Genomic DNA, 24,521 nt, shown 5'->3' on the forward strand with positions numbered 1-24,521 from the left:
TGCGCGAGGCGAGAGCAGTCAATCGAGTTAAATCTCGCTCCTCCGCTCGCGTCAAACTCTCCGATACACGATGAAATATGCGGTGGTGGTCCGGTTTTCCCTTCGAATCAGCCGATTATCAAAACGGATGTGAGATGATCGTCCCCGACAACTGTTCCGAAGTCTGAAGTTTTTTATGCATCCACTCGTACTACATGGTATGCCACGGCGAAACATTGAAGATCGTGATGATCCCCGGCACCTCGACCGGCGACAATGGCTCTCCGCGCTCGGCCTCGCCGGCGCAGTAACGCTCGCCGGCTGTTCCGGAAACGGCGGCGACGGCGGCGACGGGTCGGACGGCTCCGACGGAAACAGCTCGGACGGCGGGTCCGGCTCGGACGAACTCAGTCAAGAGGAGATATACGCGACGGCCGCAGCGTCCTCCTTTTCGACGCTCAACCCGATATACAACGACGAGAACGGCGCCGGGAACGCGATCGCCCGCGCCCTCGACCTGGGTTACACGTTCGACGAGGAGAACGAGTACGTTCCGCTCCTCTACGACATGTCCACCGAGGACGGCGAGGTGTGGACGTTCGAGGTGCGCGAGGGGCTCGAGTTCAGCGACCCGTACGGCGAGGTGACCGCGAGCGACTTCGTCTACCTCATCCAAGAGGTCCACCAGAGCAGCTGGGCGAGTTCGGTCGCGTCGGCGAGTTGGGACGGTGTCACGGTCGAAGAGACCGGTGAGTACGAGTTCCAGGCCACGCTGAACACGCCGCAGCTCCTCTGGCCCGAGAGCTACGACCCGCAGCTGTACCCGATCCCCCAGGGCCTCCTCGAACCGTACGTCGAAGAGGAGGACACAGAGGGGCTCCGACAGGACGAGGAGCTGCTCGAGCTCCAGTTCTCGGGGAACCTCGGTCCGTACGTCCTCGACGAGTGGCAGCGGGACGGCGGGACTCGGTACAGCCGGAACGACGACTACTACCTCCAGGACGCGGACGATCTTCCGGACGTGTTCGACGAGGCGCCGTACTTCGAGGAGGCCGAAATCCGCGTGATCGGCGAGCAGGCCTCGCGGCTCGGTGCGCTGGAAACCGGAGAGGTCGACACGGCGGCGATCCCGCCGAACCAGGTCGAAGCGTATCAGAACAACGACGAGATATACGTCAACCAGATCCCGCAGCCGTACAACGAGAAGATCTCGGTCAACATGCGGGACAACGGGTGGACGACCGGGCCGGGGAACATGTTCCGGCACGTGCCGTTCCGGCAGGCGATGGCCTCCGCAATCGACAAGGAGGGGCTGATCCAGGGCGTGTTCCGCGACTTCGCCGAGACGCACTTCACGTGGCAGCCGCGGTTCAGCAACTTCTACCCGCCGGAGGAGGACATCCCGCAGTTCGGCGTCGGAGACAGTTACGGCAGCGAGGTCGCTCGCGGCTTGGCCGAGGACGCGTTCGAGATGTCCGAGTACGACTACCGGTTCGACGGGGAGACGATGGTCGGTCCCGACGGGAACCAGGTCCAGCTCAGTCTCTACCACAGCGCCGGGCAGAACACCGAGCAGCTGATGGCCGACTTCATCGCACAGGAGCTCGGTGAGAACCTCGGTATCGACGTGTCCGTCGAGGCGATCGACGGTACCCGGTTCAACAACGAGTACTGGACCCAGACCGACTTCCCCACTCCGGAGACGAACGAGGAGGGAGAGGTCACCAACGTGCCGGAGGAGCTCGTCGACACGGTGAACGGCGAGGAGGTGGAGTGGACCCAGCCCGCCGCGACCAACCCCGGCCCGCGCAACGTTACGTCCAACGAGTCGTGGGACATGGAGGTCGTGTTCGGCCTGAACACGTATCCGCGGAATCCGCTCGCCAACAGCGTCTTCTTCGAGGGCGCGAACCCGCTGTACAACCCGGTCGGTTACTACCCGGGCTTCGACGCGGAACAGCTGTTCCAGAACGCGCGGCAGGCGACTTCCCAGGAGGAGCTGGCGGACGCGCTCATCGAACTGTTCGCCAACCTCGCAGAGGAGCAGCCGTACATCATGCTCACGTTCCCCGACAGCACGGTCGGGTACCGTGAGGGGCTCGAAGGCCCCATCGAGAACTTCTCCAACGGCTGGAACCTCCCGGCGTGGAGATACGGGGAATAGGCCGACCTGCCCTCACCACACGTTCTCCACGATATCAACATGGGATTTGGAAGGTACGTTACCGCTCGCGTTCTCTGGGCAGGAGTTGTATCGCTCATCATCACTACGATCACGTTTCTCCTGCTGTCGGCCGCGCCGAACCCGGACGTACAGCGGGCCGCCACGCAGGCGGCTCTCCAAGGGGGCGACCCGGCGGAGGCCGTAGAGCGAGCGAGAGAGCTCCGCGGGCTCGACGAACCGCTCTACGTCAGGTACTTCGACTTCGTTCAAGGCGTGTACACCCTCGACTGGGGCTGGTCGAGCAGCCGGAGCCAGCCGGTCATCGAGGCGGTCGGGAACGCGCTGTACTACACCGCGCAGTACTCGATTCCGTGGACGATCCTCACGGTCATCCTCGGCCCGCTCGTCGGCGTGTACTCGGCAGCGAACATGTACAGCTGGCGGGACCACGCGGCGACCGGGTTCGCCTTCTTCGGTTACGCCATCCCGAACTTCTTCTTCGGGATCATCCTGCTTTTGATCTTCGGGGTGTGGCTGGAGGTGATCCCGATCGTGTACAACACGGACGTCGCGGTATTCAGCGTCGAGAACGCGATCCAGCTGGCGATTCCGGTGTTCGTGCTGGTGACCGGATCGATCGGCGCAGTCATGCGCGTCTCCCGGAACGAGTCCGCCGAGTTCCAGAACGCGGACTTCATGAAGACGGCGAAGGCCAAGGGGGTGTCGCCGCTCCGCGCGTACGCGTACCACGTCATGCGGCCGACGCTCGTCCCCCTCTCGACGACGCTCGTCGGACAGCTCCTCGCGCTGTTCCTCGGGTCGTCGCTGCTCGTCGAGGTCGTGTTCGGGATACCCGGACTCGGCCGGCTCACGTTCGAGGCGCTGCTCTCACAGGACACGAACCTCGTGTTGGGCACGACGCTGTTCTTCACGTTCGTCGCCGTCGTGGGGAACCTCATCGAGGACCTCGTGTTCACCGTGCTCGACCCGCGTATCAGCTACGATGACAGGTAACTCAACAGAAAACAATGGCAACTGAAGGCTCGGAACGATTCGATCAAGTCGACTGGAGTGACCTCTCGCGGTCGGGACGGTTCGATCTGTCGATCAACTCGATCGGGATGCTGCTGACGACGCTCCCGCTCGCGCTGCTCGCCGTGTACGACACGCAGTTCATCGGCGACCGAACGCCGACCTTCGAGTTCATCGGGCTCGACCGGACGTTCGAGGCAGTCGACTTCTTCTTCATCTTCACGCTGTTTTTGGCGTTCTGGTACCTCGTCTTGCCGCTGTACCAGAACCCGCGGATGACGCGATATTACTGGAAGGAGTTCAAGCGCAACCGGCCGGCGGTCGTGAGCATGGTCTGGCTCGGGATCGTGTTCGTGGGAGGGATCATCGGGCCGCTCGTGATGAGCGCACCGCAACAGGAGCTGCTCGTCGCCTACCAGCCGCCGGTGTTCACCTCCGTCGTCGAGTCGACGCCCGCGACCTGCGTCGGAGAAGTGATGAACGGTCGCTGCCACGGCACCTGGGAGTATCCGCTCGGGACGACGAACGCCGGTAGGGACGTGTTCACGATGATCGTCTACGGGATGACGATCAGCATGCAGATCGCCTTCATCACGACGACCATCGTCGCGACGATCGGTATCACGTTCGGCACCCTGAGCGCGTACTCCGGGGGCTGGGTCGACGAGATCATGATGCGGTTCGTCGACATCATCCTCTCGTTCCCGACGTTCCTGATGTTCCTGCTCATCCTGTACATCTACGGCGGGGGCTTGGGGATGTTCATCGTCGTGTTCTCGCTGTTCGCGTGGGGCGGAACCGCCAGATACGTTCGCAGCAAGTCGCTGTCGATCTCCGAAGAGGAGTTCATCAAGGCGAGCCGCATCAGCGGCGCGAGCACGTATCAGGTGATCCGCGGCCACGTGGTTCCGAACGTGGCGAGCAGCATCATCACCCAACTCACGCTGCTTATCCCCGGCTTCCTGCTGTTCGAAGCGCAGCTCGCGTTCCTCGGCGTCGGTGACTCCACGGTCCCCTCGTGGGGCCAGCTCATCTCCGCCGGCCGGAGTGACCTCTCGTACGCCCCGTGGATCGTGTTGGCGCCCGGTATCGTGCTGTTCTTGACCATCCTCGCGTTCAACTTCCTCGGTGACGCGCTGTTGGACGCGCTGAACCCCGAAGCGGAGGCGGAGAGCGAATAATGTCCGACGGTCAGCCACTACTCGAGGTCGAAAACCTCACGACGACGTTCAGCACCGAAGACGGAACGCTCACCGCGGTCGACGGGGTCGACTTCAGCGTCGACACCGGCGAGACCGTCTGTATCGTCGGGGAGTCCGGCTCCGGGAAGACGGTCGCGACGGAGTCGATCACCAAGATCATCAACACGCCGCCGGGAAAGATCGAGGGAACCGTCCGGTATAAGGGACGCGACCTGCTGTCGATTCCCGGCTCGGAGCTCCGGGAGATCCGGGGTAACGGGATCGCACACATCTTCCAGAACCCGCAGGAGGCGATGAACCACTGCTACACCGTCGGGTGGCAGATCACCGAGGCGCTTCAGATCCATCAGGACGTCTCCGACGAGGAGGCGCGCACGAAGGCGGTCGACCTTATGGACCGCGTCGGGATCGCGAACGCGAGCTCGCGGTTCGACGACTATCCGCACGAGTTCTCCGGCGGACAGAAGCAGCGCATCATGATCGCGATGGCGCTCGTCGGCGACCCCGACCTGCTCATCGCCGACGAGCCGACGACCGCGCTCGACGTCACGGTCCAGGCGCAGATCCTGGAACTGCTCGACGACTTACAGGACGAGTTCGGAATGGGGATCCTGTTCGTCACGCACGACCTCGGCGTCGTCGCACAGATCGCCGACCGGATCGTGGTGATGTACGCCGGGAAGGTCATGGAACGCGGCAACGTGCTCGATATCTTCGACAATCCGACGCACCCGTACACCCAGCAGCTGCTGGAGTGCCTGCCGGAGTTCGGCGGCACGGGCGGCGGGATCCCGGGGACGCTTCCGGACCCGCACGACCCCCCGGACGGCTGTCGGTTCGCGCCGCGCTGCGAGTACGCCGAGGAGGCGTGCCGGACTGGCGAGCAGCCGGAGGAAGTCGAGATCGAACCCGGGCAGTGGGTCTCCTGCGTCCACTACGGCCCGGGCGGCGATCCCTCGGTGATCGGCGGAGAGGAGTTCGGAATCGCCGGAGACACCGGTGCGACGGACGGCGACAGCGAGGTGGGTCCGGCCGATGACTGAGCCGCTGCTGTCGGTCCGCGATCTGAAGAAACACTACCCGATCCGAAAGGGGCTGTTCAACCGACAGGTCGGCGCCGCGCGCGCCGTCGACGGGATCAGCTTCGACATCGAGGAGGGCGAGACGCTGGGACTCGTCGGCGAGTCGGGGTGCGGGAAGTCGACCGCGGCGAGTTCGGTCATCCGCTTAGAGGAGCCGACGTCCGGAGAGGTCGTCTTCAACGGGAACGGACGCGGAAGCGCGAGCCGGAACCCAGACGGAACTCACCCCAACGACGTGACGGAGTTCGACGACGACGAGCTGATGCAGTTCCGGCGTGGCGCCCAGATGATCTTCCAAGACCCGTCCTCGAGCTTCGATCCGCGGATGTCGGTCGGGAGCGCGGTCGGCGAACTCCTCAAGGTTCACGGGATGAGCGACCGCCACCGGCGCCGCGCGATCGTCGAGGACCTGCTCGAACGCGTCGGGCTCTCGGCGAGCGACTTCGACCGCTACCCGCACGAGTTCTCCGGCGGGCAGAAACAGCGGATCGCGCTCGCCCGAGCGCTCGTGTTGAACCCGGACCTCATCATCGCCGACGAGCCGGTGAGCGCGCTCGACGTCTCCATCCAGGCGGAGATCCTCTCGCTGATCGACGACCTTCAGGAGGAGTTCGGGCTGTCGCTGCTTTTCATCAGCCACGACATGTCCGTCATCCGCCAGATCTGTGACCGCGTGGCCGTGATGTACCTCGGCGAGATCGTCGAGATCGGGCCGGTCGAGGAGATCTTCACCAACCCGCAACACCCCTACACCGAGGCGCTGTTGTCGTCGATCCCGACGCCGGACCCGCGCGCGAGCGTCGGCGGCATCGAACTGAAAGGCACCGTTCCGAGCCCGACGAACCCGCCGAGCGGCTGCCGGTTCCACACCCGGTGTCACAAGGTGATCCAGCCGGACGGCGTCGACATCGATCAGGACGACTGGCGGGGGCTGTTGAACTTCCGTGAGAAGGTCATCACCGGCGAGATCGACATCGATCAGGTCCGTGAGAACGTCGCTGCCGGCGGAAGCGACCCGACCGACTCGGAGGTCCGAGCGGAGATCCGCCGGGAGTTCGACATCAGCGAGACGGTCGGCGACCCCGATCTCGAGGAGACGCTCTCGGAGGCGATGAACCTTCTACTGGATGACAACGCCGAAATGGCGGGAGAGTTCCTCTCGGACGAGATCACGACGCCGTGCGCCCAGACCGAGCCCGAGACGACGGTCCACGCGGCCGATCACGAGTCCGCCTGTCTCCGGCACGAGGGGCGGGCCGCCGCGGAGCCGAACCCCGCGGACGACTGATCCTGCGGCGACCCGGGCCGGAACGGGTCACTCGGCCGTCGACGCGATCGACGCCGGATCGATCCGTCGCGGCTCCGGAACGTCTGCGTCCGCCGGAGCCACCGCCACGTCGCCGCGCGGCTCGCCGTCCGACTCCTCACCGTCTCCGGTCGGCGCCGCGAGCACCGCGGTTCCGCCGACGGAGAGCGGAGCGACGAGCCCGGCCGCGACCGCCGGCGAATCGGAGAACGGGCGACGGAGGACGACGCGCGTCTCCGCGTCTATCCCGCTCGCCTCGACCGCGGCCGCGGCGAGCGAACACAGTTCGCGGTGGCTGAACTCGCGCTCTGGCCCGACGATAGCGGCGTCATCCGGTTCGACGTCGCTCGGCGGCGTCCCCGGGTTCTCGCTCCACAGCTCCTGTTCCCAGTGCGTGGTCTCGGGACGCTCCGGCGATCCGCCGAACGCGGCGAGGTTCGTGCCCGGGGCCGGATCGAGGTCGGCGGCGGTCGCGACCGGCGCGAGGACGACGCGGTCGCCCGCGTCGATTCCCGCCGCCGGGTCGAACCGGACGGGCGCGCCGACCGCGGCTGCGCCGAGGAACGCGAGCGTGGTGTGAAATCCCGGCGTCGGGTCGACCGCGACGGTCGCCCCTTCTCGGACGCCGAGGTATCGGAGCACGTTCGCCGCCTTGTAGCCGTTCGTGATCAGGTCGTGGTGGCTCCGCTCCCGGCCGTCCGCCGTGACGAGCGCCGTATCGCGGCTGCGGCGGTCGCGCGCGAGCAGGTCCCCGACGAGTTCCATACACAGCTCTCGGGGCGCGCGAGCCTTAACGCTGCGGCGTCGACGAGAAACGTCCGCAACCGAGCCGAGCGAGTCGCGGCCGGCGTCAGGGCGCGCCGGCGATGACGATCATCGAGCCGGCGTCAGGGTGCGCCGGCGATGACCATCTTCGAGCCGTCCGCCGAGAAGGCGAGGTCGCGCGTGGATCCGGGGTCGACGCGGACCGCGTCGCCGGGGTCGAGGTCGACCGCGTCACCGTCGACGGTGAGCGTCGCCTCGCCGTGGAGCAGCACGTACACCTCCTCGTGGTCGCCGTCGGCGTGGTCGTGTTCCATTCCCTCCCAGCCGTCGTCGGCCTCGACGACTGTCACGCCGAGGTGCTCGCAGTCGAGCGCGTCACGGAGGAAGTACATCCCGGGCGCGCGCGGTTCGACGTCGTCGTAGGCCGTCATGTCGTAGCCCATGCGTCGGTGATGGTGCCGGAGGGCGGAAAAGCTACGGGCAGCGGAAGCTCAGAAGGAGCTCTTCAGCTTCTCGAAGAAGCCGCCGCCGACGTCGATGTCCTCTCCGCCCGCCTCGGCGAACGCCTCCAGCGCCTCGCGCTGTTCGTCGTTGAGCGACTCGGGAACGACGACGGCGACCTGGACGTAGAGGTCGCCGCGGCCGCGGCGACGGAGCCGGGGCATCCCCTTCCCCTGAAGGCGGAACGTCTCGCCGCTCTGGGTGCCGGCGGGAACGTCCATCTCGACGCTGCCGTCGACCGTTTCGACCTCGATCGTGTCGCCGAAGACGGCCTGCGGGAAGGAGACGGCCTCGTTGACGCGGAGGTTGTCGCCGTCGCGCTCGAACCGGTCGCCGACGTCGACGTCGACCTCGATCAGCAGGTCGCCCTTCGGCCCGCCGTTCTCGCCGGGCGCGCCCTCGCGCTCCATCCGGAGGCTCTGTCCGGAGCGGATCCCGGCCGGAATCTCGACCGAGAGCGTCGCCTCCTCGCGAACGACGCCGTCGCCGCCGCAGTCGGCGCAGTCCTCGCTGTACAGTTCGCCCTCGCCCTCGCAGCGCGGACACGTCGACGTCTGCTGGACCCGCCCAAGCGGCGTCTGCTGGACCTGCTGGACCTGTCCGCGGCCGTTACACTGCGGGCACGTCTCCACGTCCGCGTCCGGGGGGTGGCCCGCCCCGTCGCAGGTGGCGCAGGTCGTCGGTCGCGTGAGCGTGACCTCCTTGGTCGCGCCCTCGAACGCCTCCTCGAGGTCGATCGTCAGCCCCGTCTTGAGGTCGCGGCCCTGTCGCGGTCGGTTGCCGCCGCCGTCACCGCCGCGGCCGCGACCGCCGCCACCGCCGAAGAACTGGTTGAAGATGTCCTCGAACCCGCCGGCGCCCCCAGCACCGCCCGCGCCCCCGAAGGGACCGCCGGCGCCCCCGGGGCCGCCGCCGCCGCCCGTCGCGCCGCGCTTATCGGCCTCGGTGAAGCGGTCGTGGCCCATCTGGTCGTACTGCTGGCGCTTCTGCTCGTCGGTGAGCACCTCCTTGGCCTTCTGGATCTTCTTGAACCGCTCCTCGGCGTTCTCGTCGTCGCTGACGTCGGGGTGGTGTTCTGCGGCCTGCTTGCGGTACGCCTTCTTTATCTCCTCCTCGCTGGCGTCCCGCGACACGCCGAGGACGTCGTAGAAATCTTCGCTCATGCGTTGCGTTCGTTGAGTGGTGTTGATCGACGGGTCGATTTAAGCGGCAGGGTCGGGCGTCCGAGGACCGGGTCGGAGAGGGTTACTCCTCGTCGTCGTCGTCCACGTCCTCGAAGTCGGCGTCGACGTACTCCTCGTCGTCCGCGTCGGCGCCGGGACCGGCGCCGGGGCCCGCCGCGCCGCCCGGACCGCCGGCGCCGCCCATGCCGCCGGGACCGGCGCCGCCCGCGCCGCCCGGCCCGGCCTGCGCGGCCTGGCCCTCGTACATCTGCTTGCCGATCTCCTGGAGCTCCTCGGTGAGCGCCTCGGTGGCGGACTCGATCTCGTCGGTGTCGGCGTCCTCGTCCTCGAGGACTTCCTCGACGTCCTCGATGGCCGCCTCGATGTCGGCGACGAGCTCGTCGTCGTCGAGCTCCTCCTCGTTCTCCTCGAGGAGGGTCTCGGCGCGCTGGATCGTCGTCTCGGCCTCGTTGCGGGCTTCGATCCGCTCGCGGCGGGCCTCGTCCTCTTCCTTGTGCTTCTCGGCCTCCTCTTGCATCTCCTCGATCTCCTCGTCGGAGAGGCCGACGCCCCCCTCGATGGTGATCGACTCGGCGTTACCGGAGCCCTGGTCCTCGGCCTCGACGTTGACGATGCCGTTCTCGTCGATGTTGAACGAGACCTCGATCTGGGGGGTTCCGGCGGGCGCCGGCGGGATGCCGGAGAGCTGGAACGCGCCGAGCAGCTCGTTCTCCTCGGCGATCTCGCGTTCGCCCTGGAAGACGCGGACGTTGACGGAGGTCTGGTTGTCCGCGGCCGTGGTGAACACCTTCGACTCCTCGGTCGGAATGGTGGTGTTCTTCTCGATGAGCCGCTCGAAGAGGCCGCCCTTCACCTCGATCCCGAGCGAGAGGGGAGTGACGTCGAGGAGGACGATGTCGTCGACGTCGCCGGAGAGCACGCCGCCCTGGACCGCCGCGCCGAGCGCGACCGCCTCGTCCGGGTTGACGTTCTTCTTCGGCTCCTGGCCGACGAGCTCTTCGACCTGCTCCTGGACCTGCGGCATCCGGGTAGAGCCGCCGACGAGGATGACCTCGTCGATGTCCGACTTCGAGTAGTCGGCGTCCGAGAGCGCCTGCTCGGTCGGCTCGACGGTGCGGTCGATGAGGTCGGACGTGAGGTTCTCGAACGTCGCGCGGGTGACGGACTGTTCGAGGTGGACCGGACCGCTGTCGGTCGCGGTGATGAAGGGGAGGTTGACCGTGGTCTCCTTCTTGTTCGACAGCTCGATCTTCGCCTCCTCGGCGGCGTCCTTCAGCCGCTGGAGCGCCTGCCGGTCGTCGCGGAGGTCGATCCCGTGGTCGTTCTGGAACTCGTCTGCGAGGTGGTCGATGAGCGCCTCGTCCCAGTCGTCGCCGCCGAGGTCGTTGTCCCCGTTCGTGGCGACGACTTCGTAGACGCCGCCGCCCAGGTCGAGGACGCTCACGTCGAACGTGCCGCCCCCGAGGTCGTACACGAGGACGGTCTGGTCGGACTCGTCGTCGAGGCCGTACGCCATGGAGGCCGCGGTCGGCTCGTTGACGATGCGCTCGACCTCGAAGCCGGCGATCTCGCCGGCGTCTTTGGTCGCCTGCCGCTGCTTGTCGTTGAAGTAGGCGGGGACGGTGATGACCGCCTTCTCGACGTCGTCGCCGAGGTACTCCTCGGCGTCGCGCTTGATCTTCTGGAGGATCATCGCCGAGACCTGCTCGGGCGTGTACTCCTCGTCGCCGATCTCGACGGTGTAGCCGTCCTCGCCCATGTGCCGCTTGATCGACTGGATCGTGCGGTCGGGGTTCTGGACGGCCTGGTTCTTCGCCGGCTTCCCGACGAGGCGCTCGCCGTCGTCGGCGAACGCGACGACCGAGGGGGTCGTTCGGTCGCCCTCCGCGTTGGCGATGATCTCGGGCTCGTCGCCCTCCATCACCGCGAACGCGGAGTTGGTGGTACCGAGGTCGATACCGAGAATCTTGTTGCTCGCCATCTTGCTCATATGTAGCGGCTTGTTTCGGTTAAAGGTTACTAGATGCCGCCCTGCCGCGGAACAAACGAAGCCGCTGTCGTCGTGCGATTTCTCGATCGTGTGAGTCGCTCACATCGGTGTCTTTATACAGATCCGCAAACGCAGCGGCCATCTGGGTTCGCTCGCGAGAGAGTTCGCCAGCGGGGACGCGGAACGTACGTCGAAGTCGTGGCGCAGATGCCCCGGTCCGCCGGTTCAGATCCCGCTCACGAGGTCTTCGAGCACGGCTTCGGGGTCGTCGGCCTTCGCGACGCCGGAGGCCAGCAGGACGCCGGCGGCGCCGAGTTCGCCGGCGGTCGACACGTCCTCGCCGGTCGAGACGCCGGCGCCGCAGAACACGTCGACTGCGGGGTCGACGGCCTCGGCGGCCGCGACCGCGTCCTCGACGATCCCCGGATCAGCGGTGGCGACGGAGACGTCGCCGCCGATGAGCTCCGGCGGCTCGACGGCGACCGCGTCCGGCCCGAGCGCGGCGGCGGCGCCGACCTGCGCGGGGTTGTTCGCGCAGACGATCGTCTCCAGGTCGGCGCGCTCGGCGGCGCGGACCGAGCCGTCGACGTCGGCGAGCTTCAGCCGGTTCTCCGAGTGGTTTATCAGCGTGCCTTCCGCGCCGTTGTCGGCGACGGCCTCGGCGAGCGTCGACCCCGTGTGCGAGCCGTGTGCGTTCGGTGAGACGTGCTGGCCCCACGTCTCGACGCCGGTGTCCGCGACGCGGGCGACGTCGGCCGCCTGCGGCGAGACGGCGATCCGCGCGCCGGACGCCTCGGCGACGTCGCGGGCCGCGGTCGCTACCTCGATCGGGTCGCACGGGTACGCCTTGAGGTTCACCAGGATGAACATACGCCCACTCGGGGGGCGCGGCGCAAATAGGTTCGTGCTTCGCGGCGCGCGCCTCGGTTCCCCGGACGCACCCTCGGCGCCGAGGGACGCGCCCCCGAGAGCAGAAACGACCTTATACCCCGATGCTGTGGGTCCGGGCAAGGGATGTCCCTCATCGAGCTCATCGCGGGCGTGGAGGCGCACGAGGCCACGCTGACCGTGTTCAACGCCGACCCGGCGGTGACCGACGAGCTCCGGGAACACTTCGCCGACCGCAACGTCCGGATCGTCGACGACCAGACCGCCTCCGGGCCGGAGGGGTTCGCCGTGCTGGCGCGAGACGGCGAGTTCGTCACGGCCGTGACCGTCGACGACCTGCTGTCGGGCTCCGGAGGCGACGGGACGACTGGCACGGGCGACGGGGGCGACGCTCCGGAAGGCGCGGGCGCATCCGAGGAGCGCGTCGGCCGGCCGGTGTTGGACCACCTCGACGAGACGATGTTCACCTCCTACTCCCGCGAGGACATGGTCGCCGCGTCGCGGGAGATCGAAGACCGCGCCTGGCGGGTCGGCGACGGGGCGCTCCACGCGGGGTTCCAGACGCTCGACGTGCTCACCGGGGAGGCGGACACCTACGACCTGCTCGGCGAGAAGGAGCGGCTCGACGTCCACGCGTACGCGGCCGACGAGGGCGAGGCGCCCGACGTCGAACACTACACCGTTCACGTCGGCGAGACCGCCGAGATCCGCGAGACGTGGTTCGTCGCGTACGACGGAGGCGGCTACGAGGACGCGAAGTGCGCGCTGCTCGCCGAGGAGCGCTCGCCCGGCGAGTTCTACGGCTTCTGGAGCTACGACCCGGAGACGGTCGACTACATCATCGACTACCTCACCGAGCGGTACGGCGGGTCGCAGCAGACGGACGAGGGCGGGGAGACGGTGTGATGGCCCGACCACCGGGGTTTAGCCGTGGCTCTCGGAGCCGACCGCGCAGCTGTCGGCCGCCACGCTCGTCACGACCGTTGAGGGGCGACCGGCGACGCGTCTGAGAGAGCGGTGAGCGACAGAAACGGGGCGGGGTCGGTCGCGGCGAGCGGACCGCTTAGTCCTTCCGCTTGACGACGTCGCCGAGCGTCATCGTGCCCGCGTCGTTGGTCTCCCAGTCGGCGTCGTCGGACGACTGGCCCTCGACCAGCGAGATGTCGAGCTCGCGTTCGAGCTTGCGCTGGACCTCGTCGGTCGGAAGCGTGTCGCCGCGCTCCAGCTTGCGGATGAGGCTCGCCTTCTCGTTGAGCTGGTCGGCCAGCTCCTCCTGGCTCAGCCCGCGCGACTCCCGCGCCTCGCGGATCCGCTCGTCGTAGTCGGTGGCGATCTCGTCCATGTCGTCGAACATGTCGCGGGGGCGGGTCGAACCGCCGGAGCTCCCGGACCCGCTCGACGAGCCGGACGAGCCGGACGACGAGGACGACTTCCCGGTGCTGGAGCTGGTGGAGTACTTGCCGCCGCCGGAGCTCGTCGACTCGTCGCGGACCTCTGTGCCGAAGTCCGTACACGAGCTACAGAGCTCCAGCTCGGCGCCTTCGACCTTCGTCGTCGTCAGCGAGGCCTCCTCGGCGCCGCACATCTCACACTGGGGCATACGCGACGCTAACGCTCCCGGTGGTATAAAGGGTGTGCCGCGGCGCCGCGACGAAGCGGTCGGGTTCCGGCCCCGCGGGCGAGCCGACGCGCGGTGGTCACACTCCGACCGCAATCGTGCCGCGGTCGGTACCGACTTGTCGCCGCGGCCGGCAGGGTAGGGTATGGACGTCCACGTCACGCGCTCAGAGCTCCGGGGGACCGCCCGCGCGCCGCCGTCGAAGAGCTACACCCACCGCGCGCTGCTCGCGGCCGGCTACAGCGACGGCGCGACCGTCGAGTCGCCGCTGATCTCCGCCGACACGCGGGCGACCGCCCGTGCCGTGACCGCGTTCGGCGGGTCGGTCGCGCCCGCGGGCGACGACGCGTCGACCGGCGGCGCAGCCGAGACCGAATCCGACCTCGCCGGCGCCGACGCGCTCGCTGTCGAGGGGTTCGGCGGCCGCCCCGCCGTTCCGGACGACGTGATCGACTGCGCGAACTCGGGGACGACGATGCGGCTCGTCACCGCCGCGGCCGCGCTCGCCGACGGCACGACCGTCCTCACCGGGGACGGCTCCCTCCGATCGCGGCCGCAGGGGCCGCTCCTCGACGCGCTCGGCGACCTCGGGGTCCGCGCGGAGTCGACCCGGGCGAACGGGCAGGCGCCGCTCGTCGTCACCGGCCCGCTCGAAGGCGGCGAGGTCGCGATCCCCGGCGACGTCTCCTCGCAGTACGTCACCGCGCTGCTGATGGCGGGCGCGGTCACCGACGAGGGGGTCGAGGTCGAGCTCACCACCGAGCTCAAGTCGGCGCCGTACGTCGACATCACGCTCGAACTGCTCGCCGACTTCGGCGTCGAGGCGACCCCGGTCGACGCGGCCGGCGACCCCCTCGACGGCGCCACCGGCGCCGCGGGATTCTCGGTGCCGGGCGGACAGTCGTACGAGCCCGCGGGCGGCAGCTACGCCGTGCCGGGGGACTTCTCCTCCATCTCGTACCTGCTCGGCGCGGGGGCGGTCGCGGCCGCGCCCGGTGAGACGGTCCGGATCGAGGGCGCGCGGCCGAGCGCGCAGGGCGACGCCGCCATCGTCGAGGTCGTCGAGGAGATGGGTGCGGCCGTCGACTGGGACCGAGAGGCCGGCGAGATCGCGGTCGAGCGTGCCGCCCTCTCCGGCGTGACCGTCGACGTGGGCGACACGCCCGACCTGCTCCCCACGATCGCCGCGCTCGGCGCGGTCGCGGACGGGGACACCCGGATCGAGAACTGCGAGCACGTCCGCTACAAGGAGACCGACCGCGTCTCCGCGATGGCGGAGGAGCTGGGGGAGCTCGGCGCGGAGACCACGGAGGAACCCGACGTCCTCACGGTCCACGGCTCGGAGAGCGACCTCGCGGGCGCGACCGTCGACGGCCGTCACGACCACCGGATCGTGATGGCGCTGTCCGTCGCCGCGCTCGCCGCCGAAGGGACGACCACCGTCCGCGGCGCCGAACACGTCGACGTCTCGTTCCCCGGCTTCTTCGACGCGATGGCCGACCTCGGGATGGACGTCGAGCGCGACTGACGGGCCCGGAAGGCAATAGTTATAGACGTTCGCAATTTACACAAGACTACATGGTGGCAGATAGCAGATGAGCGACGAGCCGTCGCCGAACGGGGAGAAAGGGGGACCGAACGCGGCGCTCGTCGTCGGTATCGTGTTCTCGACGATCGTGGCGCTCACCGTGATCGCGTACACGGTGACGGTGAGCGCGGTCAACCTGTTGACCGTCGACCTGCTCGCGTATCCGATCGCCGGGGTCGCACCGTTCGTCGTGATCACCGGCGCCATCCTCACGATCCCGATCATGATCCCGACGGCGCTGATCTCGATGAAGCGGCTGAGCTGACGCTGATGAGGCACCGGACACGTCGACGTCTCCGTCCCCCACTCCTTCGACGCGATGACCGACCTCGGGATGGCCGTCGAGCGCGACGGCGCGACCGGATAACCATTTATTAACAACCGGCTGTGGGGTGGCGCGTGCCTACGAGTGGCCGCCTCCGGCGGCCGCGAGGAGCACGCGCGAGGGACGCCGCGAACGCCCGAAGGGCGTGAGCGGCAGCGAGGCGCGACGCGCCTCTGGCAGCCGGTGGCTCCGCCGCCGGCGACGAGGCTGGGGAGGCGTGAGGTGGTGCGGTCACTGTACAGGGCGGAACTCAAAGGGGCAGTCGGGAGGGCGGCGCACACTCGCTGCGCTCCTCGGTCGCTCACTTCGTTCGCTCCCTGCGGTGCTTGCGTCGTCTGCGCCGCCCTCCCGACTGGGGCTTTGGAGGCATTCACCGTCGATCTGCCGGTTTCTTTTTATAAGTGAGCGGCTGGGGCTTTGGTGGTGTTCTCCGTCGATCTGCCAGCTCATTTTATAACTTATCGGCTGGGCTCTGGCGGCAGTCACCGCCACTCCGCAATCAGCGATTTATAAACGGGTGGCGGAGAGTTCGAACGTCCTCGCAGGGGGTACAAAGCCGACACCTTATCGGGACCGACGGGTACACAAGCCCGCCGGAACGAGGGGTCGATATGGACGACATCGACGTCGAACCCGTCGACCGGGTCGACGAGCCCGAGGACGAAGGTTCCGTTGAGCCGGCCGACGGCGACGAATCTCTCACTGTCGACGACGACCTCGCCGATCTCCCGGCGGGCGTCGACGCGCCCGACTACGTGCTGTACGGCGGGAAGGGCGGCGTCGGGAAGACGACGATGGCGGCCGCGACGGGGCTCGCCTCGGCCGCGGGCGGCGTCCGCACGCTCGTCGTCTCCACCGACCCCGCGCACTCGCTGTCGGACACCTACGAGGCGGAGATCCCCGCCGAGCCGGCGCGCATCCGCGAGGACGTGCCCCTGTACGCCGCCGAGATCGACCCCGACGCCGCGATGGACGAGGGGATGTTCGGCGCCGACGGCGACCCGCTCGGCGGGCTCGGCGAGATGGGCGACGCGATGGGCGGGATGGGCGGCGGCCCGGGCGGCGCCGGCGACGGGATGGCGGGCGAGGACGGAGAGGGGCTCGGCGGCCTCCTCGGCGGCACGATGCCCGGCGCCGACGAGGCGGCGGCGATGCGCCAGCTGCTGGAGTACCTCGACGACCCGCGGTTCGACCGCGTCGTCGTCGACACCGCGCCGACGGGCCACACCCTCCGGCTGCTCCAGCTGCCGGAGATCATGGACTCGATGCTCGGCCGCGTGATGAAGCTCCGCCAGCGCTTCTCCGGGATGATGGACGGGATCAAGGGGATGTTCGGCGGCGGCGACGACGAGCCCGACCCCTCGGCCGACCTCGAGGAGCTCCGCGAGCGCATCGAGCGCCTGCGGGCCGTGCTCCGGGACCCCGACAAGACCGACTTCCGGGTCGTGATGATCCCCGAGGAGATGAGCGTCGTCGAGTCCGAGCGGCTCGTCGCGCGCCTCGACGAGTTCGGCATTCCGGTGGACACGCTCGTCGTCAACCGCGTGATGGAGGGCGTCGGCGACGTGACCGGCGACGGAGCGGCCGGGATCGACCCCGACTGGGTGGTCGAGCCGAACCCCGACACCTGCGAGTTCTGCGCGCGACGCTGGGAGGTCCAACAGAACGCGCTCCGGGAGGCGACCGACCTGTTCCGCGGCCGCGAGGTGAAGCGGGTGCCGCTGCTCGCGAACGAGGTGCGCGGCGAGGCCGCGCTGCGGGTCGTGGCGGCCTGTCTGAACTGAGCGGCCCGGGGGCTTGACTCCCCTCCACTCCTGTCCCCGCTACTCGGGCGCGCTCCCGAGCAGCCGGTCTCGGACCAGCTCCGCTACGCCCGTGAGATGCGCCTGTCCGAAGAGGCCGACGAGGACCGCGCCGATGGTGTTGTAGGTGAGATCGGAGACGGTGTCTTCGAGCCCGTGCTGCGCGAGCGGCATGTCGATGCCCGTCTCCGTCGCGACGATGTCGAGCCCGAACTCGAACAGCTCCCAGAGCACGCCGAAGGCGAGCACGACGACGACGATGAAGACGAACGCGAACCGCGGCGGGATGCGGATGCCGTCGCTGTGGAGGTCGACCGCGCGCAGCGTCGTGTACCCGACCGCGGCGACGAGCGAGGCCGACAGCGCGTGCGTCATGTGGTCCCACCACTCGACGCGGGCGTAGAACCCGGCGGACCCGACCGTGTGGAGGAACACCGCCATCGTGATCCACAGGGCGAGCCACGGGTCCAAGGGGAGGTCGTACCGGCGCTCCAGCGTCGCCGGGATCAGCGTGACGAGGAAGGCGATGATCCCGTTGCTTATCGCCTTCTGTTCGCCCGCGAGGAAGCCGTACGCGACGATGGCGACGAGCAGGACCTGCATCGCGCCCGTGAGCCGCCGCTGCGACGCGAGCGAGGGACGTGGGAGCAGCGTCATCGGCGCACCACCCGCCGGATGACGCGGCGGAGGCGGCGCCCGCGCCGCCGGAAGTACCCGTCGAAGAGGAGCCCCGCAGCGATCCCCGCCAGCGTGACGTAGATCCACTCGATCATCAGCGCGTCGTTCGTCGTCAGGAACTCGGTGCCGACGCGCTGGTCGAGGTTCCAGCGCAACACCGTCCACACCGCCGCCGTCGCCAGCGTCGCCATGACGACGAAGGCGACCGCGAACCAGTGGGTGAACCGCAGGGCGGTGAACATCTGGAGGTCGACGGCGATCACGAGCGCCAGTGCGGCGATGGCGATGTACGTCGCGAACGTGCCCAGCTCGCCGCCGAACACCGCCCGCACGAGGACCGGTAACAGCGCCAGTCCGACCAGCTCCGCCGGCAGCATCGCCCGCCAGTCCCGCGCCGCGACGGTCGGCGCGAGCACGACCGCGCCGAGGCCGACGACGATGACCGCCGAGAGCAGGTCGTAGTCGAGCGCGCTCTCGACCAGCACCCCCGCCAGGACCGCGATCATCGCCCACGCGGCGACGGCGTTGAGCCGGCCGTCGCGGACCAGCTCCGTCAGCCGGTCCTCGACCGCCTCCAACCTGTCGGCCAGGTCCTCGTCGTGTTCCGCGTCACCGACGTCCGCCTCGGAGCCGGCGTCGGCGTCGCGGCGTCGGTCTCCGTCCATGTCCGATACGGAGGCCGGGGAGGGTTATAAGCTGTCGCTCCCGGCCGATCCCGGACGCGGCCGGCCCGCGCGCCGGACCCGACGGACGGCTCCGAACCCGGCTTCGAACGGACGCCCTTTTATCTTCCACGACCGTTCGGTTCGTATGAACTGTCGGCGGTGTGGGACCCCGCTGGAGAAGCCGGGGGACTACTGTCTGACCTGCAACACCGCCAACGCCGACGCCGTCGTCGCGGAGTTCGAGACCGACCGCGCGCACCTGACGCTGCTCGACGAGGACGACGTCGTCGGCGAGACGACGGTCACCACGCGCCCGGAGGAGGGCGAGCGACTGAGCGAGGTCCAGCTGCGGAACTTCGCGGGCCGGGTCGCCGACGAGATCCGACGGAAGCGTCCCGATACCGTCTACGCCGCCGGCGAGCGCGAGCCGCTCCGCGAGACGCGCGCGCAGCTCCACCACGAGTTCTACCGCGTCCCCGACGGCGGCGCGAGCGGGAGCGGTGGGGCCGGCGAGCGCGGCGCGGCGACCGGGGGCGGCCCCGCGGACGCCGACCGCGAGGCGGACGTGACCCCGGTCGTCGCGTGGGTGCTCGACCGGCGCGGCGACCGGTCGCTGGCGGTCGTCGAGACCCCGCCGCGCGAGAAGATCGGCGGGTCGCACTCGACGCTCATCGGCGACCGCAAGGGGCGGAAGGCCGTCCAGACCGTCGCGGAACACCCGCACGTCAAGAAGATCGTCCCCGGACCCATCGACGCCGGCGGGACGGGCTCGCGGACGGGCCTCCGCGCGAAGGCGACGCGCGCGGGCGCGAACGGCAACGTTCGGCTCCTCTTGCGCGACGGCTCCAGCGTTCAGGAGAACCGGATCGTCACCACGGCGATGGACCGCGAGACCGGCGAGCGCGTCCGCGAGGACCTCAACGAGGCGCTCCGCGACGCCGAACTTCAGGACGCGTAGCCGCGAGCCACGGTCCCGGTCGGGTCTCGGCCCCAGTGTTCGGATCTGTGCCTCGATGCGTCGATCTCGGGCGTGCGGCCCGGAATCGACCGCTACCGACCGCCTCTCTGTCGCGAGGTTTTTCAGGAAACCGGGCGTTGCGAGCGGTGTGAGTTCCCTCGCTACGCTCGGTGCGGGCGTCGTCTTCGGCCTGGCGCTCGCGGCGCCGCCCGGCCCGATGAACGCGGTGATCGCCGAGGAGTCCGTCCTCCGCGGGCGCCTCGCCGGCTTCCGGGCGGGGCTCGGCGCGGCGACCGCCGACGCGATCTTCTTCGTCCTCGCGTACGTCGGCGTCGTCGCGGTCGTCGAGTCGTTCCCGCTGTTACAGGGCGCGATGGTCGCGGTCGGCGGCGTCTTGATGCTGTACTTCGCCGTCGGCGCGGCGCGGGGCGCGCGCGCGTCGTTCCGCCCGACCTCGGGCGAGGAGCCGATCGCCGCGGAGGGGAAGGGGTTCCGCAAGGCGCTGGTGCTCGCCTTGACGAACCCCTACCAGGTGCTGTTCTGGCTGACGATCGGCGTCGGCCTCCTCCAGCCGGGCGAACTCGACGTGCTCGCCCGGCTCCCCGTCGTCGGCGCGGACCTCGCCGGGACGCTCGTGGTCGCCACCGGCTCGCCGGCGCTCATCGGCGGGTTCTTCCTCGGCGTGCTGACGTGGATCGTGAGCTTCCCGACCGGGCTCGTCGCCGCCGAGCGCCGGATCGAGACGTTCGCGCCGCTCGTCGCCGTCGGCTCCGCCGTCGTGCTCGCCGGCTTCGGCGTTTACTTCCTCTACGACGCCGCGACGACGCTGGCGGCGCTCGGCGCGTAGCGGGCGCGACCGACGTCGATCGCCGCGCCCGCTGGCGCGACCGATTTACCGCCTGCGCCGCCGGCGCGACGCGCGCGAGCGTGCCGCGACCGGCATGGACAACGGCTTTGACCCGTCGGCGCGACCGACCCGTATGTTCGAGAAGACGACGTGGATCAAGCTCCCGCGGAACGTCCTCGTGGGACACGACGTCATCGACGACCTCGGCGAGGCGGTCGGCGAGCTCTACCTGACGGGGCGGCCGCTGATCGTGACGAGCCCGACGCCCAACGAGATCGCCGGCGACCGCGTCCGCGCGCAGTTCGACGACCCCGCGACCGCGGTGGTCGAGGAGGCGTCCTTCGACGCCGTCGAGGAGCTGAAGGCGACGGCAGAGGCCGTCGACCCCGGCTACCTGATCGCCCTCGGCGGCGGGAAGCCGATCGACATCGCGAAGATGGCCGCCGACCACCTCGACGTCGGCTTCGTCTCCGTCCCGACGGTCGCCTCCCACGACGGCATCGTCTCCGGGCGCTCCTCGATCCCCGAGGGCGACACCCGTCACTCGGTCGCGGCCGACCCGCCGCTCGCCGTCGTCGCGGACACGACGCTGCTCGCGGAGGCGCCGTGGCGGCTCACCACCGCGGGCTGTGCGGACATCATCTCCAACTACACCGCGGTGAAGGACTGGCGGCTCGCCCGCCGCCTCCGCAACGTCGAGTACAGCGAGTACGCGGGCGCGCTCTCGGAGATGACCGCGGAGCTGCTCGTCGAGAACGCCGACATGATCCGCCCGGGCCTCGAGGAGTCCGCGTGGGTGGTCGTGAAGGCGCTCGTCTCCTCCGGCGTCGCGATGTCGATCGCCGGCTCCTCCCGGCCCGCCTCCGGCGCGGAACACCTCATCTCCCACCAGCTCGACCGGATCGCGCCCGGCAAGGCGCTCCACGGCCACCAGGTCGGCGTCGCCTCGATCATGACCGAGTACCTCCACAGCGGCGAGAACGGGCGGTGGAGCGCCATCCGCGACGCCCTCGACGAGCTCGACGCCCCGACGACGGCGAGCGAGCTTGGGATCGACGACGCGGAGCTGCTCGCCGCCCTGACGAGCGCCCACGAGATCCGCGACCGCTACACCATCCTCCAGGGCGGGATCAACGAGGAGGCCGCGATAGAGGTCGCGACCGCGACGGGCGTCATCGACGAGTGACCCCGCGCTCGGCGCGCGCCGCGGCGAGCGCCCCAGACGCGAACCGCACCACGATCGGCCCCGACGAGTCGGCCTCGGTCGGCGCACGCTTCCGGCGACGGCGTCCGCCCTCGAAAGGTCAATAACGCTCCCGGGAGTACAACTGATATGTCCACCGCCAGCGTTCGCGAGCGGGCCAAGGAGCGGGCCACCGCGATAACCGTCCTCCTCACCGTCGTCGGCTACGGCGCCGTCGGCGGCGTGTTCTTGGTGCCCGAGTTTCAGGCGCTGTTCCCGACGCTCACCCAGGAGACCGTGAACCTCCTCGCGCACGCCATCGCCGTCGTCAACACGGTCACCGTGATCACCCTCTCGCTCGGGTGGTACTGGATCCGCAACGACGAGGTGAAGAAACACGCGGCCGCGATGACGACCTCGTTCGGCCTCATCCTCCTGTTCCTCGGGATGTACCTCCCGAAGGTCGCCGGCGGCGGCACCAAGGAGTTCGTGCTGGACTCGGCGTACGCCTGGGTCCCGCTGTGGGACTGGGTGTACCCCGCGTACCTGATCATGCTCGCGATCCACATCATCCTCTCCGTCGTCTCCGTCCCCGTCGTCCTCTACGCGATCGTCCTCGGGCTCACGCACAGCGAGCGGGAGCTGCGGACCGAGACGCCCCACCGGCGCGTCGGCCGGATCGCCGCGAGCGCGTGGATCCTCTCGCTCGCCCTCGGGGTCGTCACCTACCTCCTCTTGAACCACCTGTACGACTCGACGTTCGCCGCCGCCGAGGCCGCGACGGTCCTCCTCCCGGCCGTGCCGGTCTGACCGCCACCGCCCCCGATCGCCCGTCGCCTCGTTCCCCGCTTCCGGCCGCCCCCGCCGCCACCGAAACGCTTGAGCGGCGGCCGCGACACCCACACCCATGACAGAGTGGATCGGCGAGACGTTCACGAGCGACGCGGGCTGGAACCACCTCCTCGACCTCGTCGACGTCGGCGACCGGACGGCCGGCTCGGCGGGCGAGCGCGAGGCCTTGGAGCTGACCCGCGACGCGTTCGCCGACGCGGGCGCGCGAAACGCGGCGATAGAGGAGTTCGGGATTCAGGGCTGGGAGCGCGGCGACAGCGCGGTCCGGGACCCGACGACCGACGAGCCGGTCGCGGTCGGCCCGAACGAGTGCATCGCGCTGCCGCGCAGTCCCAGCGGCGAGGCGACCGGCGAGTTCGTCGACCTCGGCTACGGGGTCCCCGGGGACTTCGAGGCCGACTTGGAGGGGAAAGTCGTGATGGCCTCCTCGGACACACCTGACTCGGTCGACCGGTTCGTCCACCGCCGCGAGAAGTACTACCGCGCGGTCGACGCCGGCGCGGCCGCCTTCGTCTTCGCCAACCACGTCGAGGGGACGCTCCCGCCGACCGGGAGCGTCGGGACCGCCGACGACCCGATCGGAGCGATCCCGGCGGTCGGCGTCTCGAAGGAGACCGGCGCCCGCCTCTCGCGACGGAACGAGGGTGACGACCTGACCGTCGCGGTCGACTGCGAGACACCGACCGCGACGAGCGGGAACGCGGTCGCCGAGCTGGGGCCCGACACCGACGAGCACCTGATCGTCTCCTCGCACGTCGACGCACACGACCTCGCGGAGGGCGCCATGGACAACGGGGCCGGGACCGCCACGATCGTCGAGGTCGCGCGGGCGCTCGCGGCCCGCGAAGACGAGCTCGACGTGAAGGTGCGGTTCGCCGCGTTCGGCGCCGAGGAGGTCGGCCTCGTCGGCTCGTCGGTGGCGGCCGAGGCCGCCGACAGAGAGGCGGTCCGCGCCGTGGTCAACGTCGACAGCAACGTGTTCGGCCGGACGCTCCGGCTCGACCACCACGACTTCGACGCGCTGGCGGCGGCCGCCGAGCGCGTGAGCGACCGCTTCGATCACCCGGTCTCGACCGGCGAGGAGCTGGTGCCCCACAGCGACCACTGGCCGTTCGTGAAGCGGGGGATCCCCGGGTACATGGTCTCCGGCGAGACCGAGGGGCGCGGCTGGGGCCACACCCACGCGGACACGCTCGACAAGCTGGAGTCGCGGAACCTCCGGGAGCAGGCGATCCTCCTCACCGAACTCGTCGTCGACCTCGCCGAGGCGGACGCGTCGATCCCGCGCCGGGACACCGACGAGATCGCCGCGGCGCTCGAAGCAGAGGGGAAGGCGACGGGGATGAAGCTCACCGGCGACTGGACGTTCTAAGCGGAGGGCGGAAAGGGAAGCCGCGGTCGGGGGCGGAGTCCGTCAGGCGACGACGAACTGGTTCCAGATCCCTTCGACGACGAAGAACAGCGCGAAGTACGACGTCCACACCAACACGACGAGCGAGGCGGCGATCGAGCTCTTCGGCGCCTCGATCTCCATGTCGTTGCGGGCCTCGACGTTGCGTGCCTCCAGCTCGAAGAAGTCGGCGATGAACATCGCCAGCACGAGCACCGCAAGGATCGTCCCTCTCACGGGCGAGTCGAGGATGAAGAGGAACGAGAGGAGGACGAGCCCGACGTTGGTGAACACGTGCGGCGTGTACGCCTCCACGCTGTCGGCCTCCTGTCCCTGATCGACGTGTCGCCTGTGCGCGAGGTGCCGGGTCGCGAGGTTCGCGACGGTCATCACGAAGATCGCGTACGGCAGCGCCGGCCCGGCGGCCGCCAGCCAGCCGAGGGGAACGAGGAACTGCAGTGGGTCCATATCCACCATTTCCGTTCACGACGTATTAGAGTGTTTCCGATCGGCGCTCCCGCG

The 24,521-nt window shown here is 69.2% G+C and carries 23 protein-coding genes; 14 read left to right on the plus strand and 9 right to left on the minus strand.

The features are described 5' to 3' along the window. Window positions 1-199 precede the first annotated feature (199 nt). From C466_RS08445 to C466_RS08465, 5 genes are read left to right on the plus strand one after another with little or no spacing between them, the layout of a single operon-like run. On the plus strand, window positions 200-2,143 hold the full coding sequence (locus C466_RS08445; RefSeq protein ID WP_004598396.1) for an ABC transporter substrate-binding protein: 1,944 nt from the start codon (window positions 200-202) through the stop codon (window positions 2,141-2,143). A gap of 39 nt (window positions 2,144-2,182) precedes the next feature. Beyond that, window positions 2,183-3,157, plus strand: coding sequence for an ABC transporter permease (locus tag C466_RS08450; protein ID WP_049911505.1), 975 nt, complete (start codon window positions 2,183-2,185; stop codon window positions 3,155-3,157). A 14-nt stretch (window positions 3,158-3,171) separates the two neighbouring features. Beyond that, window positions 3,172-4,356: an ABC transporter permease gene (locus C466_RS08455; protein WP_004598395.1), complete on the plus strand. Its 1,185-nt coding sequence runs from the start codon at window positions 3,172-3,174 to the stop codon at window positions 4,354-4,356. Further along, complete coding sequence (locus C466_RS08460; RefSeq protein WP_004598394.1) at window positions 4,356-5,420, plus strand: ABC transporter ATP-binding protein; 1,065 nt, start codon at window positions 4,356-4,358, stop codon at window positions 5,418-5,420. The genes C466_RS08455 and C466_RS08460 overlap by 1 nt, the downstream gene beginning before the upstream one ends. Next, window positions 5,413-6,747 carry an ABC transporter ATP-binding protein gene (locus C466_RS08465; protein ID WP_004598393.1) on the plus strand — a complete coding sequence of 445 codons (1,335 nt, stop codon included), beginning with the start codon at window positions 5,413-5,415 and terminating at the stop codon, window positions 6,745-6,747. The genes C466_RS08460 and C466_RS08465 overlap by 8 nt, the downstream gene beginning before the upstream one ends. 27 nt (window positions 6,748-6,774) lie before the next feature. Here the strand turns inward: C466_RS08465 and C466_RS08470 are convergent, their stop codons facing one another. The 5 genes from C466_RS08470 to tpiA form a co-directional block, all read right to left on the minus strand. Beyond that, complete coding sequence (locus C466_RS08470) at window positions 6,775-7,530, minus strand: acyl-CoA synthetase family protein (protein WP_004598392.1); 756 nt, start codon at window positions 7,528-7,530, stop codon at window positions 6,775-6,777. Between the two features lie 122 nt (window positions 7,531-7,652). Beyond that, window positions 7,653-7,973 (minus strand): cupin domain-containing protein, encoded by a 321-nt coding sequence (locus C466_RS08475; protein ID WP_004598391.1) that lies wholly within the window; start codon window positions 7,971-7,973, stop codon window positions 7,653-7,655. A gap of 48 nt (window positions 7,974-8,021) precedes the next feature. Beyond that, complete coding sequence (gene dnaJ, locus C466_RS08480) at window positions 8,022-9,194, minus strand: molecular chaperone DnaJ (RefSeq protein ID WP_004598390.1); 1,173 nt, start codon at window positions 9,192-9,194, stop codon at window positions 8,022-8,024. Window positions 9,195-9,276: 82 nt separating this feature from the next. After that, the gene (dnaK, locus tag C466_RS08485; protein ID WP_004598389.1) at window positions 9,277-11,205 is read right to left on the minus strand and encodes a molecular chaperone DnaK; all 1,929 of its coding nucleotides are present in this window, start codon (window positions 11,203-11,205) and stop codon (window positions 9,277-9,279) included. Window positions 11,206-11,430: 225 nt separating this feature from the next. Then, window positions 11,431-12,075: a triose-phosphate isomerase gene (gene tpiA, locus C466_RS08490; protein WP_004598388.1), complete on the minus strand. Its 645-nt coding sequence runs from the start codon at window positions 12,073-12,075 to the stop codon at window positions 11,431-11,433. A 144-nt stretch (window positions 12,076-12,219) separates the two neighbouring features. Between tpiA and C466_RS08495 the strand changes: the two genes are divergently transcribed. Beyond that, a complete protein-coding gene (locus C466_RS08495) occupies window positions 12,220-12,999 on the plus strand; it encodes a DICT sensory domain-containing protein (protein WP_004598387.1) in 780 nt (259 codons plus the stop codon). Window positions 13,000-13,156: 157 nt separating this feature from the next. Here the strand turns inward: C466_RS08495 and C466_RS08500 are convergent, their stop codons facing one another. Beyond that, entirely contained in the window at window positions 13,157-13,693 is a 537-nt protein-coding gene (locus tag C466_RS08500; RefSeq protein ID WP_004598386.1) for a multiprotein bridging factor aMBF1, read from the minus strand. A gap of 163 nt (window positions 13,694-13,856) precedes the next feature. Here C466_RS08500 and aroA point away from each other — a divergent pair, with 163 nt between their 5' ends. The 3 genes from aroA (at window position 13,857) to C466_RS08515 (ending at window position 17,408) form a co-directional block, all read left to right on the plus strand. After that, window positions 13,857-15,239 (plus strand): 3-phosphoshikimate 1-carboxyvinyltransferase, encoded by a 1,383-nt coding sequence (aroA, locus tag C466_RS08505; RefSeq protein ID WP_004598385.1) that lies wholly within the window; start codon window positions 13,857-13,859, stop codon window positions 15,237-15,239. 67 nt (window positions 15,240-15,306) lie between these two features. Then, window positions 15,307-15,564: a hypothetical protein gene (locus C466_RS08510; protein WP_004598384.1), complete on the plus strand. Its 258-nt coding sequence runs from the start codon at window positions 15,307-15,309 to the stop codon at window positions 15,562-15,564. 671 nt (window positions 15,565-16,235) lie between these two features. After that, window positions 16,236-17,408 carry an ArsA family ATPase gene (locus C466_RS08515; protein WP_004598383.1) on the plus strand — a complete coding sequence of 391 codons (1,173 nt, stop codon included), beginning with the start codon at window positions 16,236-16,238 and terminating at the stop codon, window positions 17,406-17,408. Window positions 17,409-17,447: 39 nt separating this feature from the next. Here the strand turns inward: C466_RS08515 and C466_RS08520 are convergent, their stop codons facing one another. Both C466_RS08520 and C466_RS08525 read right to left on the minus strand, forming a co-directional pair. Then, window positions 17,448-18,083, minus strand: coding sequence for a hypothetical protein (locus C466_RS08520; RefSeq protein ID WP_004598382.1), 636 nt, complete (start codon window positions 18,081-18,083; stop codon window positions 17,448-17,450). After that, window positions 18,080-18,769 (minus strand): hypothetical protein, encoded by a 690-nt coding sequence (locus C466_RS08525; protein WP_004598381.1) that lies wholly within the window; start codon window positions 18,767-18,769, stop codon window positions 18,080-18,082. Before C466_RS08525 ends, C466_RS08520 begins: the two co-directional genes overlap by 4 nt. Before the next feature lie 145 nt (window positions 18,770-18,914). Between C466_RS08525 and C466_RS08530 the strand changes: the two genes are divergently transcribed. The 5 genes from C466_RS08530 (at window position 18,915) to C466_RS08550 (ending at window position 23,981) form a co-directional block, all read left to right on the plus strand. Further along, window positions 18,915-19,727 (plus strand): DUF2103 domain-containing protein, encoded by an 813-nt coding sequence (locus C466_RS08530; RefSeq protein ID WP_004598380.1) that lies wholly within the window; start codon window positions 18,915-18,917, stop codon window positions 19,725-19,727. 148 nt (window positions 19,728-19,875) lie between these two features. Beyond that, window positions 19,876-20,574: a LysE family translocator gene (locus C466_RS08535; protein ID WP_004598379.1), complete on the plus strand. Its 699-nt coding sequence runs from the start codon at window positions 19,876-19,878 to the stop codon at window positions 20,572-20,574. A 133-nt stretch (window positions 20,575-20,707) separates the two neighbouring features. Continuing rightward, entirely contained in the window at window positions 20,708-21,760 is a 1,053-nt protein-coding gene (locus C466_RS08540) for an NAD(P)-dependent glycerol-1-phosphate dehydrogenase (RefSeq protein WP_004598378.1), read from the plus strand. 147 nt (window positions 21,761-21,907) lie between these two features. Next, a complete protein-coding gene (locus tag C466_RS08545) occupies window positions 21,908-22,567 on the plus strand; it encodes a DUF420 domain-containing protein (RefSeq protein WP_004598377.1) in 660 nt (219 codons plus the stop codon). Between the two features lie 97 nt (window positions 22,568-22,664). After that, complete coding sequence (locus C466_RS08550) at window positions 22,665-23,981, plus strand: M28 family peptidase (RefSeq protein ID WP_004598376.1); 1,317 nt, start codon at window positions 22,665-22,667, stop codon at window positions 23,979-23,981. 42 nt (window positions 23,982-24,023) lie between these two features. On the opposite strand, the gene C466_RS08555 is transcribed toward C466_RS08550, so the two are convergent. After that, the gene (locus tag C466_RS08555) at window positions 24,024-24,467 is read right to left on the minus strand and encodes a DUF7313 family protein (protein WP_004598375.1); all 444 of its coding nucleotides are present in this window, start codon (window positions 24,465-24,467) and stop codon (window positions 24,024-24,026) included. Window positions 24,468-24,521: the final 54 nt, after the last annotated feature.

This window comes from Halorubrum distributum JCM 10118 (assembly GCF_000337335.1).
Classification (GTDB): domain Archaea; phylum Halobacteriota; class Halobacteria; order Halobacteriales; family Haloferacaceae; genus Halorubrum; species Halorubrum distributum.

Excerpts from the sequence above, each read along its gene's own strand:
- C466_RS08445 (WP_004598396.1), top strand. The coding sequence starts at position 200 with ATGCCACGGCGAAACATTGAAGATCGTGATGATCCCCGGCACCTCGAC.
- C466_RS08450 (WP_049911505.1), top strand. The coding sequence starts at position 2,183 with ATGGGATTTGGAAGGTACGTTACCGCTCGCGTTCTCTGGGCAGGAGTT.
- C466_RS08455 (WP_004598395.1), top strand. The coding sequence starts at position 3,172 with ATGGCAACTGAAGGCTCGGAACGATTCGATCAAGTCGACTGGAGTGAC.
- C466_RS08460 (WP_004598394.1), top strand. The coding sequence starts at position 4,356 with ATGTCCGACGGTCAGCCACTACTCGAGGTCGAAAACCTCACGACGACG.
- C466_RS08465 (WP_004598393.1), top strand. The coding sequence starts at position 5,413 with ATGACTGAGCCGCTGCTGTCGGTCCGCGATCTGAAGAAACACTACCCG.
- C466_RS08470 (WP_004598392.1), bottom strand. The coding sequence starts at position 7,530 with ATGGAACTCGTCGGGGACCTGCTCGCGCGCGACCGCCGCAGCCGCGAT.
- C466_RS08475 (WP_004598391.1), bottom strand. The coding sequence starts at position 7,973 with ATGGGCTACGACATGACGGCCTACGACGACGTCGAACCGCGCGCGCCC.
- dnaJ (WP_004598390.1), bottom strand. The coding sequence starts at position 9,194 with ATGAGCGAAGATTTCTACGACGTCCTCGGCGTGTCGCGGGACGCCAGC.
- dnaK (WP_004598389.1), bottom strand. The coding sequence starts at position 11,205 with ATGAGCAAGATGGCGAGCAACAAGATTCTCGGTATCGACCTCGGTACC.
- tpiA (WP_004598388.1), bottom strand. The coding sequence starts at position 12,075 with ATGTTCATCCTGGTGAACCTCAAGGCGTACCCGTGCGACCCGATCGAG.
- C466_RS08495 (WP_004598387.1), top strand. The coding sequence starts at position 12,220 with ATGTCCCTCATCGAGCTCATCGCGGGCGTGGAGGCGCACGAGGCCACG.
- C466_RS08500 (WP_004598386.1), bottom strand. The coding sequence starts at position 13,693 with ATGCCCCAGTGTGAGATGTGCGGCGCCGAGGAGGCCTCGCTGACGACG.
- aroA (WP_004598385.1), top strand. The coding sequence starts at position 13,857 with ATGGACGTCCACGTCACGCGCTCAGAGCTCCGGGGGACCGCCCGCGCG.
- C466_RS08510 (WP_004598384.1), top strand. The coding sequence starts at position 15,307 with ATGAGCGACGAGCCGTCGCCGAACGGGGAGAAAGGGGGACCGAACGCG.
- C466_RS08515 (WP_004598383.1), top strand. The coding sequence starts at position 16,236 with ATGGACGACATCGACGTCGAACCCGTCGACCGGGTCGACGAGCCCGAG.
- C466_RS08520 (WP_004598382.1), bottom strand. The coding sequence starts at position 18,083 with ATGACGCTGCTCCCACGTCCCTCGCTCGCGTCGCAGCGGCGGCTCACG.
- C466_RS08525 (WP_004598381.1), bottom strand. The coding sequence starts at position 18,769 with ATGGACGGAGACCGACGCCGCGACGCCGACGCCGGCTCCGAGGCGGAC.
- C466_RS08530 (WP_004598380.1), top strand. The coding sequence starts at position 18,915 with ATGAACTGTCGGCGGTGTGGGACCCCGCTGGAGAAGCCGGGGGACTAC.
- C466_RS08540 (WP_004598378.1), top strand. The coding sequence starts at position 20,708 with ATGTTCGAGAAGACGACGTGGATCAAGCTCCCGCGGAACGTCCTCGTG.
- C466_RS08545 (WP_004598377.1), top strand. The coding sequence starts at position 21,908 with ATGTCCACCGCCAGCGTTCGCGAGCGGGCCAAGGAGCGGGCCACCGCG.
- C466_RS08550 (WP_004598376.1), top strand. The coding sequence starts at position 22,665 with ATGACAGAGTGGATCGGCGAGACGTTCACGAGCGACGCGGGCTGGAAC.
- C466_RS08555 (WP_004598375.1), bottom strand. The coding sequence starts at position 24,467 with ATGGACCCACTGCAGTTCCTCGTTCCCCTCGGCTGGCTGGCGGCCGCC.